Origin of the sequence: Streptomyces sp. CA-181903, from assembly GCF_050937075.1 — a bacterium.
Lineage (GTDB): Bacteria > Actinomycetota > Actinomycetes > Streptomycetales > Streptomycetaceae > Streptomyces.
Genome location: NZ_JBNJLY010000001.1, coordinates 1,911,700 through 1,927,407 on the forward strand (window position 1 = coordinate 1,911,700; position 15,708 = coordinate 1,927,407).

General features: G+C 71.8%; 13 protein-coding genes. 2 read left to right on the top strand and 11 right to left on the bottom strand.

Annotated elements, in window-relative coordinates:
- Positions 1–86: 86 nt before the first annotated feature.
- Complete coding sequence (locus tag ACQEVS_RS08315; protein WP_433017332.1) at positions 87–668, bottom strand: dienelactone hydrolase family protein; 582 nt, start codon at positions 666–668, stop codon at positions 87–89.
- A gap of 106 nt (positions 669–774) precedes the next feature.
- Between ACQEVS_RS08315 and ACQEVS_RS08320 the strand changes: the two genes are divergently transcribed.
- Complete coding sequence (locus ACQEVS_RS08320; protein ID WP_433017335.1) at positions 775–1,878, top strand: mechanosensitive ion channel family protein; 1,104 nt, start codon at positions 775–777, stop codon at positions 1,876–1,878.
- Positions 1,879–2,081: 203 nt separating this feature from the next.
- On the opposite strand, the gene ACQEVS_RS08325 is transcribed toward ACQEVS_RS08320, so the two are convergent.
- From ACQEVS_RS08325 to ACQEVS_RS08345, 5 genes are all read right to left on the bottom strand, one after another.
- A complete protein-coding gene (locus tag ACQEVS_RS08325) occupies positions 2,082–3,674 on the bottom strand; it encodes a Na+/H+ antiporter (protein ID WP_433017338.1) in 1,593 nt (530 codons plus the stop codon).
- A gap of 204 nt (positions 3,675–3,878) precedes the next feature.
- Positions 3,879–4,373 (bottom strand): GNAT family N-acetyltransferase, encoded by a 495-nt coding sequence (locus ACQEVS_RS08330; protein WP_433017341.1) that lies wholly within the window; start codon positions 4,371–4,373, stop codon positions 3,879–3,881.
- The gene (locus tag ACQEVS_RS08335; RefSeq protein WP_433017344.1) at positions 4,370–5,311 is read right to left on the bottom strand and encodes an RluA family pseudouridine synthase; all 942 of its coding nucleotides are present in this window, start codon (positions 5,309–5,311) and stop codon (positions 4,370–4,372) included. The genes ACQEVS_RS08330 and ACQEVS_RS08335 overlap by 4 nt, the downstream gene beginning before the upstream one ends.
- Positions 5,312–5,380: 69 nt before the next feature.
- Positions 5,381–5,959: a signal peptidase II gene (gene lspA / locus ACQEVS_RS08340; RefSeq protein ID WP_433017347.1), complete on the bottom strand. Its 579-nt coding sequence runs from the start codon at positions 5,957–5,959 to the stop codon at positions 5,381–5,383.
- A 126-nt stretch (positions 5,960–6,085) separates the two neighbouring features.
- On the bottom strand, positions 6,086–7,624 hold the full coding sequence (locus ACQEVS_RS08345; protein WP_433027377.1) for a TraR/DksA C4-type zinc finger protein: 1,539 nt from the start codon (positions 7,622–7,624) through the stop codon (positions 6,086–6,088).
- Between the two features lie 619 nt (positions 7,625–8,243).
- Between ACQEVS_RS08345 and ileS the strand changes: the two genes are divergently transcribed.
- Positions 8,244–11,408 (top strand): isoleucine--tRNA ligase, encoded by a 3,165-nt coding sequence (gene ileS, locus ACQEVS_RS08350; protein ID WP_433017350.1) that lies wholly within the window; start codon positions 8,244–8,246, stop codon positions 11,406–11,408.
- Between the two features lie 454 nt (positions 11,409–11,862).
- Here ileS and ACQEVS_RS08355 read toward each other — a convergent pair whose 3' ends face one another.
- From ACQEVS_RS08355 to pgeF, 5 genes are all read right to left on the bottom strand, one after another.
- Positions 11,863–13,059: a DivIVA domain-containing protein gene (locus ACQEVS_RS08355; protein WP_433017353.1), complete on the bottom strand. Its 1,197-nt coding sequence runs from the start codon at positions 13,057–13,059 to the stop codon at positions 11,863–11,865.
- Positions 13,060–13,120: 61 nt separating this feature from the next.
- A complete protein-coding gene (locus ACQEVS_RS08360; RefSeq protein WP_004955828.1) occupies positions 13,121–13,405 on the bottom strand; it encodes a YggT family protein in 285 nt (94 codons plus the stop codon).
- Between the two features lie 72 nt (positions 13,406–13,477).
- Entirely contained in the window at positions 13,478–14,089 is a 612-nt protein-coding gene (locus ACQEVS_RS08365; RefSeq protein ID WP_433017357.1) for a cell division protein SepF, read from the bottom strand.
- 118 nt (positions 14,090–14,207) lie between these two features.
- Complete coding sequence (locus ACQEVS_RS08370) at positions 14,208–14,942, bottom strand: YggS family pyridoxal phosphate-dependent enzyme (RefSeq protein ID WP_433017360.1); 735 nt, start codon at positions 14,940–14,942, stop codon at positions 14,208–14,210.
- Positions 14,939–15,691 (bottom strand): peptidoglycan editing factor PgeF, encoded by a 753-nt coding sequence (gene pgeF / locus ACQEVS_RS08375; RefSeq protein WP_433017362.1) that lies wholly within the window; start codon positions 15,689–15,691, stop codon positions 14,939–14,941. Before pgeF ends, ACQEVS_RS08370 begins: the two co-directional genes overlap by 4 nt.
- Positions 15,692–15,708: the final 17 nt, after the last annotated feature.

The following is a 15,708-nucleotide window of genomic DNA, read 5'->3' on the forward strand; positions in this document are numbered from 1 at the left end:
GGGGAGTTTGAGGACGAGCGGCGAAGCCGCGAAAAGGGGGTCTGGGGCGCAGCCCAGGAAACGGCGAAGGGGCGGGACAGGGACTCCTACAGCTCCGCGACAAACGCGAGCGCCGCCCGCCAAGCCCGCTCCGACGCCTCCGCGTCGAAATCGTCCAGGTCCGGGTCCGTGAACAAGTGCCCGGCCCCCTGATACCGGTGCACCTCCACCTCCGCCCCCGCCCGCCCCATCCGCAGGTACCAGGCGTTCAGCCAGTCATGCGGCTCAAACGGGTCGGGATCCGCCACATGCAGCTGCACGGGCAGCTCGTCCACCGCCGCGTCCTCCGCCAGATCCGACGTCCCGTGGAAGAGCAGCAGCCCGCGGGCCTTCTCGTCCCCCAGGGCCAGGTTCTGCGCGATCGACCCGCCCAGTGAGAACCCGGCGTAGACGAGCCCCCGCTCGGACAGCGGCGCCGCCGCCGTGATCGCCCGCCGCAGCAGTTCCTCCCGCCCGATCTCGTCCTTGAGGACCATGCCGTCCTCGACGGTGTCCGCCGTCCGCCCCTCGTAGAGGTCGGGTACGTGCACCTCGTACCCCGCGCCGCGCAGCCGCTCGGCGGCCGCGTGTACGGCCGGTCGCAGACCGTAGGCCGAATGGAACAGGATGATCGTGGTAGGAGACGGCACCGGAGTCACTTCCTTGCAGGGCTGGATCGCGTGGCCTCCATCGTGCCAGCTACGGTCGAAAGGAGGAGCGCGCGCCCGGCAAGGACGCCGGAAGGAGCTGGTGCTCATGGAGGACGTGCTGCGGCCTCTCGCGGTTCTCGGCGCTGCCCTGGTCATCACGGTCGTGGTGGGCTGGGCCGCCGACAAAACGGTTCGCCGGATCGCCGAACGGCATTCGGAAGCCCCCTTGTGGCGCCTGCTGCGCCGCTGCCGGATGCCCCTGCGGCTGGTGCTGTGCACGGCCCTGCTGCGCGGCGGCTACGAGTCGGCCGAGCTGTCCGACAAGCACGAGGCCCTGCTGACCAGGCTGCTCACCCTGGTGCTCATCGGGGCCTGTGCCTGGCTCGCGACGCGGCTGGCCACGGCCGTCGTGGAGTCGGCGTACGCGCGCTACGCGGCCGGCAGCCGCGACCCGGCCCGGATGCGCCGGGTCCGCACCCAGGTGACGCTGATCCGCCGCATCGTCACGGCGGCCGTCTGTGTCGTCGCGGTGGCGGCGATGCTGCTGACCTTCCCGGGCATGCGGACGGTCGGCACGTCCGTCCTGGCCTCCGCCGGTCTGATCGGCATCGTGGCCGGTGTGGCCGCCCAGTCCACGCTCGGCAACCTCTTCGCGGGCCTGCAGATAGCGTTCGGCGACATGGTGCGCATCGGCGACACCGTGGTGGTGAACGGCGAGTGGGGCACGGTCGAGGAGATAACGCTCACCTACCTGGTGGTCACCACCTGGGACGAGCGCCGCATCACCATGCCGGTCTCGTACTTCACCAGCCGCCCCTTCGAGAACTGGTCGCGCGGCAACCCCCGGATGACCGGCACGGTCTTCTTCCACCTGGACCACTCCGCCCCCATCGACCTCATGCGGGAGCGGCTGCACGAGGTGGTCAAGGGCAGCCGGCAGTGGGACGGCCGGGCCTGGAGCCTCGTCGTCACGGACACCACCCCCACCACCATCCAGGTGCGGGCCCTGGTGACCGCCAAGGACGCCGACGACATCTGGACGCTGCGCTGCCTGGTCCGCGAGCAGCTGGTCGAATGGCTGCGCCGGAAGCACCCGTACGCGCTGCCGCGCCTCAGCACCGCGCCCGCGCCGGGCCCGGCCGAGACGCCGGACCGCCGGCAGACGCCGCCCACGTCGGGTGACATCGGCCCGGGCCCGGGCCCGGTCTGAGCCGACCGCCGTCACGGCCGGACGGGCGCGCAGGCCGACCCGACCACCCGGCCCGCCCCGGCCGCACCGCAGCCCCGCCCGACCGCCTGACCGCCCAACCGCCCGCCCGACCGCCCGACCGCCCGACCGCCCGACCGCCCGACCGTCCGACCGTCCGACCGTCCGACCGTCCGACCGTCCGACCGTCCGACCGCCGAAGCGGCTCACATCCCCCGCAACGACCGCATGTCCAGCTGCCGCAGCACCCGGTCCACCACCTCCGGGTCCATCCACGGCTCGCTCCGCGCGTCGAGGACCGCGTGCCGCGCCGCCGAGAGCAGCTCGGACTGGATGCGCTGGATGGTGTGCATCCGCTGGACGCGCTGGGAGTGCGCCTCGCGCCGTTCGTCGTCGACCATTTCGGGGCTGATGCGGGCGCCCACGTCGTAGGCGCGCCGGTGGAGCATCTCCCGCAGGTCCTCGGAGAGCTCCTCCTGCTGCTCGATCTCCAGCAGCCGGTGCCGGGCCGCCTTGGCGGCGCGGATGGCGAGCTGCCGCTCCAGCTCGCGGGTCCAGTCGGTGTCGGCGCGCACCCCGAGCAGGTCGACGAGCCAGGGCAGCGTCAGCCCTTGGACGACGAGGGTGCCGATGATGACGGCGAAGGCGATGAAGAGGATCTCGTCCCGGGCCGGAAAGGCCGATTTGTCGTCGGTGGTCAGCGGAATGGCCAGGGCGAGCGCCGCGGAGGCCACGCCGCGCATCCCGGACCACCACATCACGAGGGTCTCCCGCCAGCTGGTCAGGATCTCCTCGTCGACGTCGCGGCCCTTGTGCAGCCGCTTGGCCAGCCACGCGGCGGGCAGCAGCCACGCCAGCCGTACGACGACCACGACGGCGAGGACGATGCCCCCGATGCCGAGCATCTCGCCCCAGCGGCCCGAGGCGGTTTCAACGGCGTTGTGCAGTTCGAGGCCGACGAGGCCGAAGGCCACGCCGGTGACGAGGGTGTCGACGACCTCCCAGAAGGTGTGCCCGGCCAGCCGCCCCAGGACGTCGTCCGCGTCGCTCGCGAACTCGGCGAGGAAGAGCGCGGTGGTCAGCACCGCGAGCACCCCGGAGCCCTTGAACTCCTCCGCGAGGACGTAGGAGACGAACGGCACCAGCAGCGTGAGCCCGATCTGGAGCGTCGCGTCGCCGAGGACGTCCATCAGCCGCTTGGCCCCCCAGCCGAGCAGCAGGCCGACGCCGAGCGCCACCACGGCGGAGAACACCAGCTCGCCGATGGCCCTCGGCACCGAGAAGCTGCCGCTGACGGCCGCGGCGACGGCCACGTGGTAGAGCACGATGGCGGTCACGTCGTTGAAGAGCCCCTCGCCCTCCAGGATCGACACCAGGCGGCGCGGCAGCCCTATGGAGCCGGCGACGGCCGTGGCGGCGACGGGGTCGGGCGGGGCGACGAGCGCGCCCAGGGCCACGGCCGCGGCGAGCGAGATCCCCGGCACGATCGCGTGGGCCACGGCGGCGACCGCCGAGGTGGTGACGAAGACCAGCGCGACGGCCAGCAGGAAGATCGGCCGCTTGTTGGCCGCGAACTGCCGCCAGGAGGTGCGCTGCGCGGACGCGTAGAGCAGGGGCGGCAGGACCAGCGGGAGGATGAACTCCGGCGGGACGTCGACGTTCGGTACGAACGGCAGCAGGGCGAGGACGATGCCGCCCAGCGTCATCAGCACCGGGGAGGGCAGGCCGAGCCGGTCGCCCAGCGGCACCGTGACGAGCGCCCCGAGCAGCAGCACGAACAGCAGGGCCAGCTGGTCCACGAGTGCCCTCCGGGGCGCATGGGGGAACAGTCGTTCACCCCAGCGTGCCATGAAGCGGCTCGTCAGGCGGCCCCGGGGTGCCGACGACGGTCCACGCGGAAAGCGACGCGGAGACCCCGAAGGCCCAGAAGGTCCCAGAGAACGCGGAGAAGGCGACGGCCCCAAACACTGCGGACATCGCGGACGTCCCAGAGCCCCCGAAGGTCAGAGCATCTTGCTCATCGCCCGATGCGGTATCCCGCTCCCCTCGTCGAACTCCGGCCCGTATGCCGCGTAGCCCAGCCGCTCGTAGAAGCCCAGCGCGTGCGTCTGAGCCTCCAGGTAGACGCGGGCGAGGCCCAGCCGCCGCGCCTCTTCCTCGACGGCCCGGACCAGGGCGGCGCCCAGCCCGGTGCCGCGCGCGGCCCGGCCCACGGCCAGCCGGCCGAGCACGGCCGTCAGGTCGTCCGCCACGCCCGCGTGGGCGTACTTGCGGCGGGCGGGCGCACCGTGCAGGAAGCGGACGGTGCCGACCGGCCCGGACGGGCCGGTGGCCAGCAGGTGGACGGCGTGGACGTCATAGGCGTCCAGCTCCTCCGCCTCGGGGATGTTCTGCTCCCCCACGAACACCTCGCGGCGCACCGCGAAGCAGTCCTCCAGCTCCCCCGGCCCGGCGACGACCCGCACCTGGGCGGGGACCCGGGCGGGGATTCCGCTCACGCGCTCTCGGCGCGCACGGTCTCGAGGGCGCGCCGCAGGTCCTCGGGGTACTCGCTGGCGAACTCCACCCAGCGCCCGTCCGACGGGTGCTCGAAGCCCAGCCGGACGGCGTGCAGCCACTGGCGGGTGAGCCGCAGCCGCTTGGCGAGCGTCGGGTCGGCGCCGTACGTCAGGTCGCCGACGCAGGGGTGCCGGTGGGCGGCCATGTGCACCCGGATCTGGTGGGTGCGGCCGGTCTCCAGCTTCACGTCGAGGAGGCTGGCGGCGCGGAACGCCTCGATGAGGTCGTAGTGGGTCACCGAGGGCTTGCCCTCGGCGGTCACGGCCCACTTGTAGTCGTGGTTCGGGTGCCGGCCGATGGGCGCGTCGATGGTGCCGCTCATCGGGTCCGGGTGGCCCTGGACGAGCGTGTGGTAGCGCTTGTCGACGGTGCGCTCGCGGAACTGCTGCTTGAGCAGGGTGTAGGCGCGCTCGGATTTGGCGACGACCATCAGGCCGGACGTGCCGACGTCCAGCCGGTGCACGATGCCCTGGCGCTCGGCCGCGCCCGAGGTGGAGATCCGGTAGCCGGCGGCGGCCAGGCCGCCGATGACGGTGGGGCCGGTCCAGCCGGGGCTGGGATGCGCGGCTACGCCGACCGGCTTGACGATGACGACGATGTCCTCGTCGTCGTGGACGATCTCCATGCCCTCGACGGGCTCCGCGACGATCTGCACCGGCGCGGGCGGCGCCGGCATCTCGACCTCCAGCCAGGCGCCGCCGCTGACGCGGTCGGACTTCCCGGCCTCGGCCCCGTCCACCTGGACCTTGCCCGCGGCGGCGAGCTCGGCCGCCTTGGTACGAGAGAACCCGAACATGCGTGCGATGGCGGCGTCGACGCGCTCGCCCTCCAGGCCGTCGGGTACGGGCAGGGCGCGGATCTCGGGAATCGTGCTCACCCGTCGAGTATGCCGGACGGGTGACCCACCGCCGTACGACAGCCCGGGCCGAGGCCGCCGGATCCGGGGTCAGTCCTGGTGGACGGTCCCGTCCGGATCCAGCCCCCGGAAGGACAGGATCACGATCAGGAAACCGCCGCAGACGATCGCCGAGTCGGCGAGGTTGAAGACGGCGAAGTGGGCCGGGGCGATGAAGTCCACCACCCCGCCCTCGAACCCGCCGGGCGAACGGAACAGCCGGTCGGTGAGGTTGCCCAGCGCGCCGCCCAGCAGCAGGCCCAGCGCGATGGCCCAGGGCAGGCTGTACAGCTTCCGGGCGATCCGGGCGATCACCAGGATGACCGCCGAGGCGATGATCGTGAAGACGATGGTCATCGTCTCCCCGAGGCTGAACGCGGCCCCGCGGTTGCGGATCACGTCCAGCTGCAGCCAGGTGCCGAACACCTCGATCGGGTCGTGGTGCTCCAGCTTCGCCACCACGAGCATCTTGCTGGACAGGTCGAGGAGGTAGGCGAAGGCGGCGACCGAGAACAGCGCCACGAGCCGGCGCCCGCCCCGTGCCGCGCCGTCGCCGCCCGTCGTCCCCCCGGTCACGTCGGTGCCCTCCGGCGTACCGGTGGGCCGTCCGGCCTGCTCCGCCTCTGTCACGTGAGTCCTTCGCTTCCGCGCGTCACCCACCACCGGTCATGACAGTGCCGTGCACTGCTGTGTCTGATGGGCTCCGGGTGCACTGCCCGGATGAGGACGAGGGTACGGCACACCACCCGCGCCGGGTCAGCGACGTTCCTGGCGCTGCTTGCACTCGACACACAGCGTGGCCCGGGGAAACGCCTGCATCCTGGCCTTGCCGATCGGCCTCCCGCAGCTCTCGCAGAGGCCGTACGTACCGGCGTCCAGCCGGACGAGCGCCCGCTCGGTCTGGTCGAGCATCTCGCGGGCGTTGGCGGCGAGGGCGAGCTCGTGCTCGCGGGCGATGTTCTTGGTGCCCGTGTCCGCCTGGTCGTCGCCGGCCCCGTCCCCGGAGTCCCGCATCAGTCCGCTGACCGCCTCCTCGGCGGACCGGATCTCCCCCCGCAGCCGCGCCACCTCGCCCTCCAGCACGGTCCGTGCCTCGTCCACCTCCCCCTGCGACCAGGGCTCCTCCCCCGGCCGCACGGCCAGCTCACCGGGCGCGACGGCCCCGTCAGCCCGCGCTCCCGGCACCTTCGCCGCACTTGGCACCTCGCCCACGGTCTTCTTCGCAGCCACGGTTCCGACTCCCGTCTCCTCGCTGGTACCCGCCGGCGCGTCCCCCGCGACGACGATCCCCTCTCCCACGGCCCCCGTCTTCACCGGGGGCGCCTTTCGCGCCACGGCCGGAGCGGGCCGCCCCGACAACCGCGTCCGGTGCGGCGACGCGACGCTCTTCGCGGGCACGGCCTTGCCGGCGGCAGCACCGCCCGCGGCTTTCCCGGCGACCGCCGCGGCGGACGCGGCCTTCTCCGCCACCGCTTCCTTCGCCGTCGGTTTGCCCGCGGCCTTCTTCGACGCGGCCTTCTTGGCCGAAGCCGCCTTCTTCACCGACGCCGCCTTCTTGGCCGACGCCGCCTTGGGCTCGGCCTTCTCCGGCACGGCCTTCTTCGCCGCGGTCTCCCTCGCCGGCGCAGTCTCCTTCGCCGGCGCCGCCTTGGATTCGGCCCTCTTCGCCGCGGCCTTCCCTACGGAGGCATCCGCGCCGGCCCGGGCCTTCGCCGTTTTCCCAGCGGCGGACTCGGCAGCGGGCGCCTTCACGGCGCCCTTCTCCGCAGCCGACTTCGTTGCCCTCTTCGCAGCCGTCTTCACTGCTGCCGTCTTCGCTGCCGTCTTCGCTGCCGGCGACTTCCCGGCGGCCGTCTTGTCAGCCGAGGTTCCACTCGCGGATGCCTTCCCGGCCGCCCCTTGGCGGGCGCCTTCTTCACCGCCGCCTTCCCAACCGTCTCCCCGCCCGCCTTCCCGGCCGTCTTCTTCGCAGGAGAAGCCGCCGCCCTCCCCGCCGCGCCGCGAACCGCCGCCTGCTCGGGCCCCGACGCGCCCTTGGCCACGTCCTTCGCAACGGTCTTCGTCGCCGTCTTCTTGGCGGGTACCTTCCCGGCCGAGGCCGTCTTCACGGAAGCCTTGGCCGAAGCCTTCCCAGCCGAAGCACTCTTCGCCGCAGCACTCTTCGCCGGAGCCTTCTTCCCCGCTTTCACCGGCTTCGCCGACGTCGCCGACGTCGCCGACGTCGTAGTCTTCCCCGCCTTCGCCGACTTCCCCGTCTTCGTACCGGCCGCTCCCGCCATCACAGCACCCCGCCACGCCGGACAAGGCGCACCCGGCGGACCCCACCACCCCGACGGTCCCGTCCCACCCGTCCCACCCATCCCGCCCGTCCCACCCGGCCGGCAGGCCCCCGCGCCGCGGTCCCTGTCGAGGACTTCTCCGCCATGACCGCGACCCCTTCACATTTTATGATCTTGCGCGCGAATCGTGCGGGAACGATAAATCGGCTCGGAGCACGCGGCAACGGGGCACGCCGGTGCCGACCCGTGTGCCCCGCGCCCGGCCCTGTAACCCGCGGGCGCGCCCGCCCGGCGCCGGACGGAATATCCGGTCGGCCCGGCCCGCCCGCGCCCCGTACACTGGGCGCAGCGAAAGGCGTGGATGGGACGAGTAGCGCCGCACGCAGCCATCAGCGATCCGGGGACGGTGCGAGCCCGGAGGCGTGCGCGGTGTGAAGATCACCCCGGAGCCGCCGGAGGAAAGCCAGGGGCAGGGCAGCACACGCCCCGGGCGAGTAGAACCGGCATCGCGACCCCAATGAGGGGGCCGGAGGCACGCGCCTGCGGCCAAGGAGGGTGGTACCGCGGGAGTACGGACAACGGCTCTCGTCCCTCCGACGGACAGCGCACAACCGTCCAGCCGGAGGTAGCCACCGATGAGTTCCGCGAGCCCCAAGAGCCCCGCGCCCCAGTACCGTTCCGTACCCGCCCAGGTCGACCTGCCCGCGCTCGAACGCGCCGTGCTCGACTTCTGGCAGGAGCGGAAGGTCTTCGCCCGCACCCTGGCCCAGTCCGAGGGCCGCCCCGAGTGGGTCTTCTACGAGGGCCCGCCGACCGCCAACGGCATGCCGGGCGCGCACCACATCGAGGCCCGCGTCTTCAAGGACGTCTTCCCCCGCTTCCGCACCATGCAGGGCTACCACGTGGGCCGCAAGGCGGGCTGGGACTGCCACGGCCTGCCCGTCGAGCTGGCCGTCGAGAAGGAGCTGGGCTTCTCCGGCAAGCAGGACATCGAGGCGTACGGCATCGCCGAGTTCAACGCCAAGTGCCGCGAGTCCGTCACCCGGCACACCGACGCGTTCACCGAGCTCACCACCCGCATGGGCTACTGGGTGGACCTGGACGACGCCTACCGCACCATGGACCCGGACTACGTGCAGTCCGTCTGGTGGTCGCTGAAGGAGATCTTCAACAAGGGCCTGCTGGTCCAGGACCACCGCGTGGCCCCCTGGTGCCCCCGCTGCGGCACCGGCCTGTCCGACCACGAGCTGGCGCAGGGCTACGAGACGGTCGTCGACCCGTCCGTCTTCGTCCGCTTCCCGCTCACCTCCGGCCCGCTCGCCGGCAAGGCCGCCCTGCTCGTCTGGACGACGACGCCGTGGACGCTGGTCTCCAACACGGCCGCCGCCGCCCACCCGGACGTCACCTACGTCGTGGCGACCGACGGCAACGAGAAGCTCGTCGTCGCCGAACCGCTCCTCGAGAAGGCCCTCGGCGAGGGCTGGACGGCCACGGACCAGCGCTTCACCGGCCGCGAGATGGAGCGCTGGACGTACCGCCGCCCCTTCGACCTGGTCGAGTTCCCGGACGCCGCCCACTACGTCGTCAACGCCGAGTACGTGACGACGGAGGACGGCACCGGCATCGTCCACCAGGCCCCGGCCTTCGGTGAGGACGACCTCCGCACCTGCCGCGCCTACGGCCTGCCGGTGGTCAACCCGGTCCGCGCCGACGGCACGTTCGAGGAGGGACTGCCGCTCGTCGGCGGCCAGTTCTTCAAGAAGGCCGACGAGGCCCTCACCGCCGACCTCGGCGCGCGCGGCCTCCTCTTCAAGCACGTGGCGTACGAGCACAGCTACCCGCACTGCTGGCGCTGCCACACCGCGCTCCTCTACTACGCACAGCCGTCCTGGTACATCCGCACCACGGCCGTCAAGGACAAGCTGCTCGCGGAGAACGAGAAGACCAACTGGTTCCCGGACTCGGTCAAGCACGGCCGCTTCGGCGACTGGCTGAACAACAACATCGACTGGGCGCTCTCCCGCAACCGCTACTGGGGCACCCCGCTGCCCATCTGGCGCTGCGAGGACGACCACCTCACCTGCGTCGGCTCCCTCGCCGAGCTCACCGAGCTCACCGGCACCGACCAGAGCGGCCTCGACCCGCACCGCCCGTACATCGACGACGTCACCTTCCCGTGCACCGCCGAGGGCTGCGCGCACACCGCCGTCCGGGTGCCCGAGGTCATCGACGCCTGGTACGACTCGGGCTCCATGCCGTTCGCCCAGTGGGGCTACCCGTACAAGAACAAGGAGCTCTTCGAGAAGCGCTACCCGGCGCAGTTCATCTCGGAGGCCATCGACCAGACCCGCGGCTGGTTCTACACCCTGATGGCCGTCGGCACCCTCGTCTTCGACAAGTCGTCGTACGAGAACGTCGTCTGCCTGGGCCACATCCTCGCCGAGGACGGCCGGAAGATGTCCAAGCACCTCGGCAACATCCTCCAGCCGATCCCGCTGATGGACCAGCACGGCGCGGACGCGGTCCGCTGGTTCATGGCGGCCGGCGGCTCCCCGTGGGCGGCGCGCCGCGTAGGCCACGGCACGATCCAGGAGGTGGTGAGGAAGACCCTCCTGACCTACTGGAACACGGTCGCCTTCCAGGCCCTCTACGCCCGCACCGCCGGCTGGGCCCCCTCGGCCGCCGACCCGGCCCCGGCCGACCGCCCGCTGCTGGACCGCTGGCTGCTCGGCGAGCTCAACACGCTCACCGACCAGGTCACCCAGGCCCTGGAGGCGTACGACACCCAGCGCGCCGGCAAGCTGCTGTCCGCGTTCGTCGACGACCTGTCCAACTGGTACGTCCGCCGGTCCCGCCGCCGCTTCTGGCAGGGCGACGCGGCCGCGCTGCGCACCCTCCACGAGGTCGTCGAGACGGTCACCCGCCTGATGGCCCCTCTGGTCCCCTTCATCACCGAGCGCGTCTGGCAGGACCTGGTCGTCCCGGTCGACCCGGAGGCCCCGGAGTCGGTCCACCTGTCCACCTGGCCGACGGCCGACACGACGCTGATCGACCCGGAACTGTCGCGCCAGATGCTCCTGGTCCGCCGCCTGGTCGAGCTCGGCCGCGCCACCCGCGCCGAGTCCGGCGTCAAGACGCGCCAGCCGCTGTCCCGCGCGCTGGTCGCGGCGGCCGGCTTCGAGACGCTCGGCGAGGAGCTGCGCGCCCAGATCGCCGAGGAGCTCAACGTCTCCTCCCTCGCCTCCCTCTCCGAGGTCGGCGGCTCCCTCGTCGACACCACGGCGAAGGCCAACTTCCGCGCCCTCGGCAAGCGGTTCGGCAAGGGCGTCCAGGCGGTGGCCAAGGCCATCGCCGCGGCCGACGCGGCGGCACTGTCCCTGGCTCTGCGCGAGGGCAACGCGGCGGTGGAGGTCGACGGCGAGACCGTGACGCTGACCCCCGACGAGGTCATCATCACCGAGACGCCGCGCGAGGGCTGGTCCGTCGCCTCCGACTCCGGCGCCACGGTCGCCCTCGACCTGGAGATCACCCCGGACCTGCGCCGCGCGGGCCTGGCCCGCGACGCGATCCGCCTCATCCAGGAGGCCCGCAAGAACTCCGGCCTCGACGTGGCCGACCGGATCGCCCTGCGCTGGCAGTCGGCTGACGAGGAGGTACGGACGGCCCTGGCCGACCACTCCTCCCTCATCGCGGACGAGGTCCTCGCGACGGACTTCGCCTCCGGCGAGGCGGACGGCTCGTTCGGCGAGCCGTTCACGGACGAGCCTCTGTCCCTGACGTTCCGTCTGCGCAAGGCGTAGCCGCCCGAAAAGGGGCGGGGCCGGGGATTTTCCCCAGCCCCGCCCCTTCCCGTTTCTTGCAGGGGCGAGCCCCCACACCCCCAAAGCGCCCTGCGGGCGCTGTCCTCAAACGCCGGACGGGCTGATTCAGCCCGTTGGGGGTGCCCCCTCTGGGGGAGTTTGAGGACAACCGCGCGGAGCGCGATTTCGGGGTCTGGGGCGTCAGCCCCAGGAAACGGCGAAAGGGCAGGACCGGGGCCCCACCCTTCCACCAAAGCGAACGCGCCGGAGCGGGACGGAATCGAACCGCCGTCTTCCTAGATGCCATCGAGGCGTTCCACCTACTGAACTACACACCCCGGCGCTGCCGATCAGCATACAAGCACACGACAACGGGCCGGGCCCGGGGATATCCCCGGGGCCCGGCCCATAGTGATTGCGACGACCACCGCTCAGCGGCAGCGGCCCGCCGCCGTCAGTTGTCGTCCTCGTCGATGAGGAACCCACGCATCGGCGAAGGCGCCTGCATCGGCTGCGGTCCCTGCGGCCGGACCGGAGCCATCGGCTGCGTCATCGCGGGCGACATCTGCTGCTGCCCGCCGTACGACGGGTTGCCCGAGGACTGGCCGTGGCCGCCGCCCATGGACGAGTTGCCGCCCATGCTGTGACCGCCCATGCCCGCTCCGGCCGATGCCATGGACCCGCTCATCGAGGGGGCCGGCGGCAGCGACGGGGCGTTGGTGGCGCGCGGCGGGGCGAGGGAGTCGTCCGCCTGGTTCTCCAGCTGGCGCAGCTGGCTCTCCAGGTAGGACTTCAGCCGCGTGCGGTACTCGCGTTCGAAGCCGCGCAGGTCTTCGACCTTGCGCTCCAGCGTGGCGCGGGCGGACTCCAGGGAGCCCATGGCCACGCGGTGCTTCTCCTGCGCGTCCCGCTCCAGCGCGTCGGCCTTGGCGCGGGCGTCGCGCTCCAGGCCCTCGGCGCGGCTGCGGGCCTCGCCGACGATCTTGTTGGCCTCGGAGCGGGCCTCCGCGATCGCCTGATCGGCCGTCTGCTGCGCGAGCGAGAGCACACGGGCGGCGCTGTCGCCACCCGGGCCCTGGCCCTGCTGCTGCATCTGGGGACCGGGGCCGCCCATCGGACCGCCCTGACCCATCGGGCCGGGACCACCCTGGCCCATCGGACCGCCCTGGCCCATGGGGCCGGGACCGCCCTGACCCATGGGACCGCCCATGGGTCCACCCATCGGGCCGCCCTGGCCCATGGGGTTCTGTCCCATCGGACCCGCGCCGTGCGGGCCCTGGGGACCGTGGCCGTGTCCGCCCGGCCCGGCCGGCAGCTGCGGGGCTCCGCCCGGAAGCTGCGGCGGGCCGCCCATCTGCTGCTGGTTCGGCGGCACCGGCTGCGGGCCGGATATGGCGGCCGGCACCGGCGCCCCGGGACCTGGTCGTTGGTCCTGCGGCTCGGGCTTGCGCATGTTCTGCTGCTGGTTCTGCGCCGCGGCTCGGGTCGCTGCCGCCAGCTTGGCGCGCAGGTCCTCGTTCTCCCGGAGCAGGCGGGTCAGTTCTGCCTCGACCTCGTCGAGAAAGGCATCGACCTCGTCCTCGTCATAGCCTTCTCGGAGGCGGACGGTCGTGAACTGCTTGTTCCGCACGTCCTCGGGGCTCAGCGGCATCTCTTCTTCACCTCAACGTAGTCGTCGGCAATCGGCAAGACCGTATCGTTCACAGCCGCGTTCACAGCCGCTCCACGACGGTGATCAGGATGTAGACGATGATCATCAGTACGAAGAAGGACAGGTCGAGCGCCACGCCCCCGAGACGCAGCGGCGGGATGAACCGCCGCAGAAGCTTGAGTGGCGGATCGGTGACAGTGTAGGTGGCCTCAAGGACGACCACCATCGCCTTACCGGGTTGCCACGAGCGGGCGAACTGGAAGACGTAATCCATCACCAACCGGAAGATGAGCACGATGAGGAAGACGTACAGCGCGATGTAGACCACCTGCCGTGCGATGTCCATCCTCGCGCGTCCCTCTCCCCTTGTGCCCGGCCTATTGACCGTCTCTCACCGGCATTGCCTGATTGTGCGTCTCTAGCTCTGGTTGAAGAACCCGCCCTCTGCGATGCGGGCCTTGTCCTCCGCCGTGACATCGACGTTAGCAGGAGACAGCAGGAACACCTTCTGCGTCACCCGTTCGATGCTGCCGTGGAGGCCGAAGACCAGACCGGCGGCGAAGTCGACAAGTCGCTTCGCGTCGGTGTCGTCCATCTCGGTCAGATTCATGATCACCGGGGTGCCTTCACGGAAGTGTTCCCCGATGGTACGGGCCTCGTTGTAGGTCCGAGGGTGCAATGTCGTGATGCGGTAAGGCTCCCGCTCGGACACGACTTTGGGCATGATCACCGGTGCGTTCTTCTCCAGGGATTGGCGTTCGGGTGTGATGGACGACACGGGGGCGATTCGGGCGGGTCGTCCCGTTTCCGCTGTCAGCGGAGCCGGTTCGCGCTGTGCCGGAGGCTGGGCGACCCGTACCGGTTCGTCCGGTTGCGTCTGCTGAGCCTGGTGTTGCTGGTGCTGCTGCCGGCGCCGGTCGGGCTCCGGCTCGGGCTCGAACTCGTCATCGGGATCGAATCCCCGGCCGTCGTACCCATCGTCCTCCACGAGGCCGAGGTAGACCGCCATCTTGCGCATCGCGCCGGCCATTCTCTGCGTCCTCCGCTCTGTGGTGGATCGGCTCCTCAACGGCGCTGGATCCACTTGGTCCGCCCGCCTTTTGACGGGAATGACCATATTTTGTGCTGTGGTCCGACTCTTGGCGACGTTACCCGAGGCCGGGTCGGTCTCCGAGTACCGCTGTGCCGACGCGTACATGTGTCGCACCCGCCGCCACGGCGTCCTCCAGATCCGCGCTCATTCCCGCGGACACCATGTTCGCAGCCGAATGCGCCGCGCGCAGGTCCGTTGCGATTTCCCGCAGCCGCTCGAAGGCCGCCCGGGGCCGGCCCGCGTAGGGCCCGGCCAGCGGAGCGACCGTCATGAGGCCCGCCGGGCGCAGCCCCTCGGCCTCGGCCAGGGCGTCGGCGAGGGCCGCCACCCCGTCCGGCGCGACGCCGCCGCGGCCCGCGCCGTCGCCCGTCTCCGCGTCGAGGGCCACCTGGATCAGACAGCCGATTTCCCGTCCGGGACCCCGGCCTTTCCGTACCGCGGCGGCGGAAAGCGCGGTGACAAGTCTCAACCGGTCAATGGAGTGCACCACGTCGGCATAATTCACCACGCTTTTAACTTTGTTTGTCTGCAATTGACCGACGAAGTGCCAGGTGAGCGGCAGATCCGCGCATTCCGCGGCTTTCGGTGCCGCGTCCTGGTCGCGGTTCTCGGCGACGTGACGGACTCCCAGTTCCGAGAGCAGCCGGACGTCGCTCGCGGGATAGGTCTTGGTGACCACGATCAGGGTCACCTCGTCACGCTTTCGGCCCACCGCCGCACAGGCGTCGGCGATACGTTCCTCCACCCGGGCGAGGTTGTCGGCCAATTGCGTCCTGCGGTCGTCCGTCATCGACCCGATCCCCCTTCCCCGGCACGGTCGTCGCCGAGCCACACATAACTGGCGAGCCGTCCGGTCACGCGGTCGCGCCGGTAGGAGAAGTGGTCCGCCGATTCCATCGTGCAAATGTCCGACTGCCCCGCGAGGCTGACGCCCATTCGGGCGAGCTGCGCCCGGACCCCGGCGGCCACGTCCACGGCCGGGGTGCCCCACCGGGTGGTGGCCCACGCCTCGGGCACCGCCGCGGTGACGTCGGCCCGCATGGTCTCCGGCACCTCGTAGCAGCCGCCGCAGACCGACGGGCCGATCCACGCGAGCGTCCGGGCCGGGTCGGCGCCGAGTCCGGTCATCGCCTCGACCACCGCGGGAACGACCCCGGCGACCAGGCCGGGGCGGCCGGCGTGGGCCGCGCCCGCGATCCCGGCGACCGGGTCGGCCAGCAGGACGGGGGTGCAGTCGGCGGTCAGCACGGCGAGGGCGAGCCCCCGGCGGTCCGTCACCACCGCGTCCACCGCGGGGATCTCGTCACCCGGACGCCACGGTCCGTCGACCACGGCCACGTCCCGGCCGTGCACCTGGTGCATCCAGACGACCGCCGCCGGGTCGATGCCCAGCGACCGGGCCGCCCGCTCCCGGTTGGTCCGGACCGCGGCCGGGTCGTCGCCGACCGCGCCGCCGAGGTTGAGCTCCGCATACGGAGCGGCGCTCACCCCGCCCCACCGGTCGGTGAAGGCGAAGTGCGCGCCGCTCGCGTGTGCCACGTGTGGCCGTCCCCGGG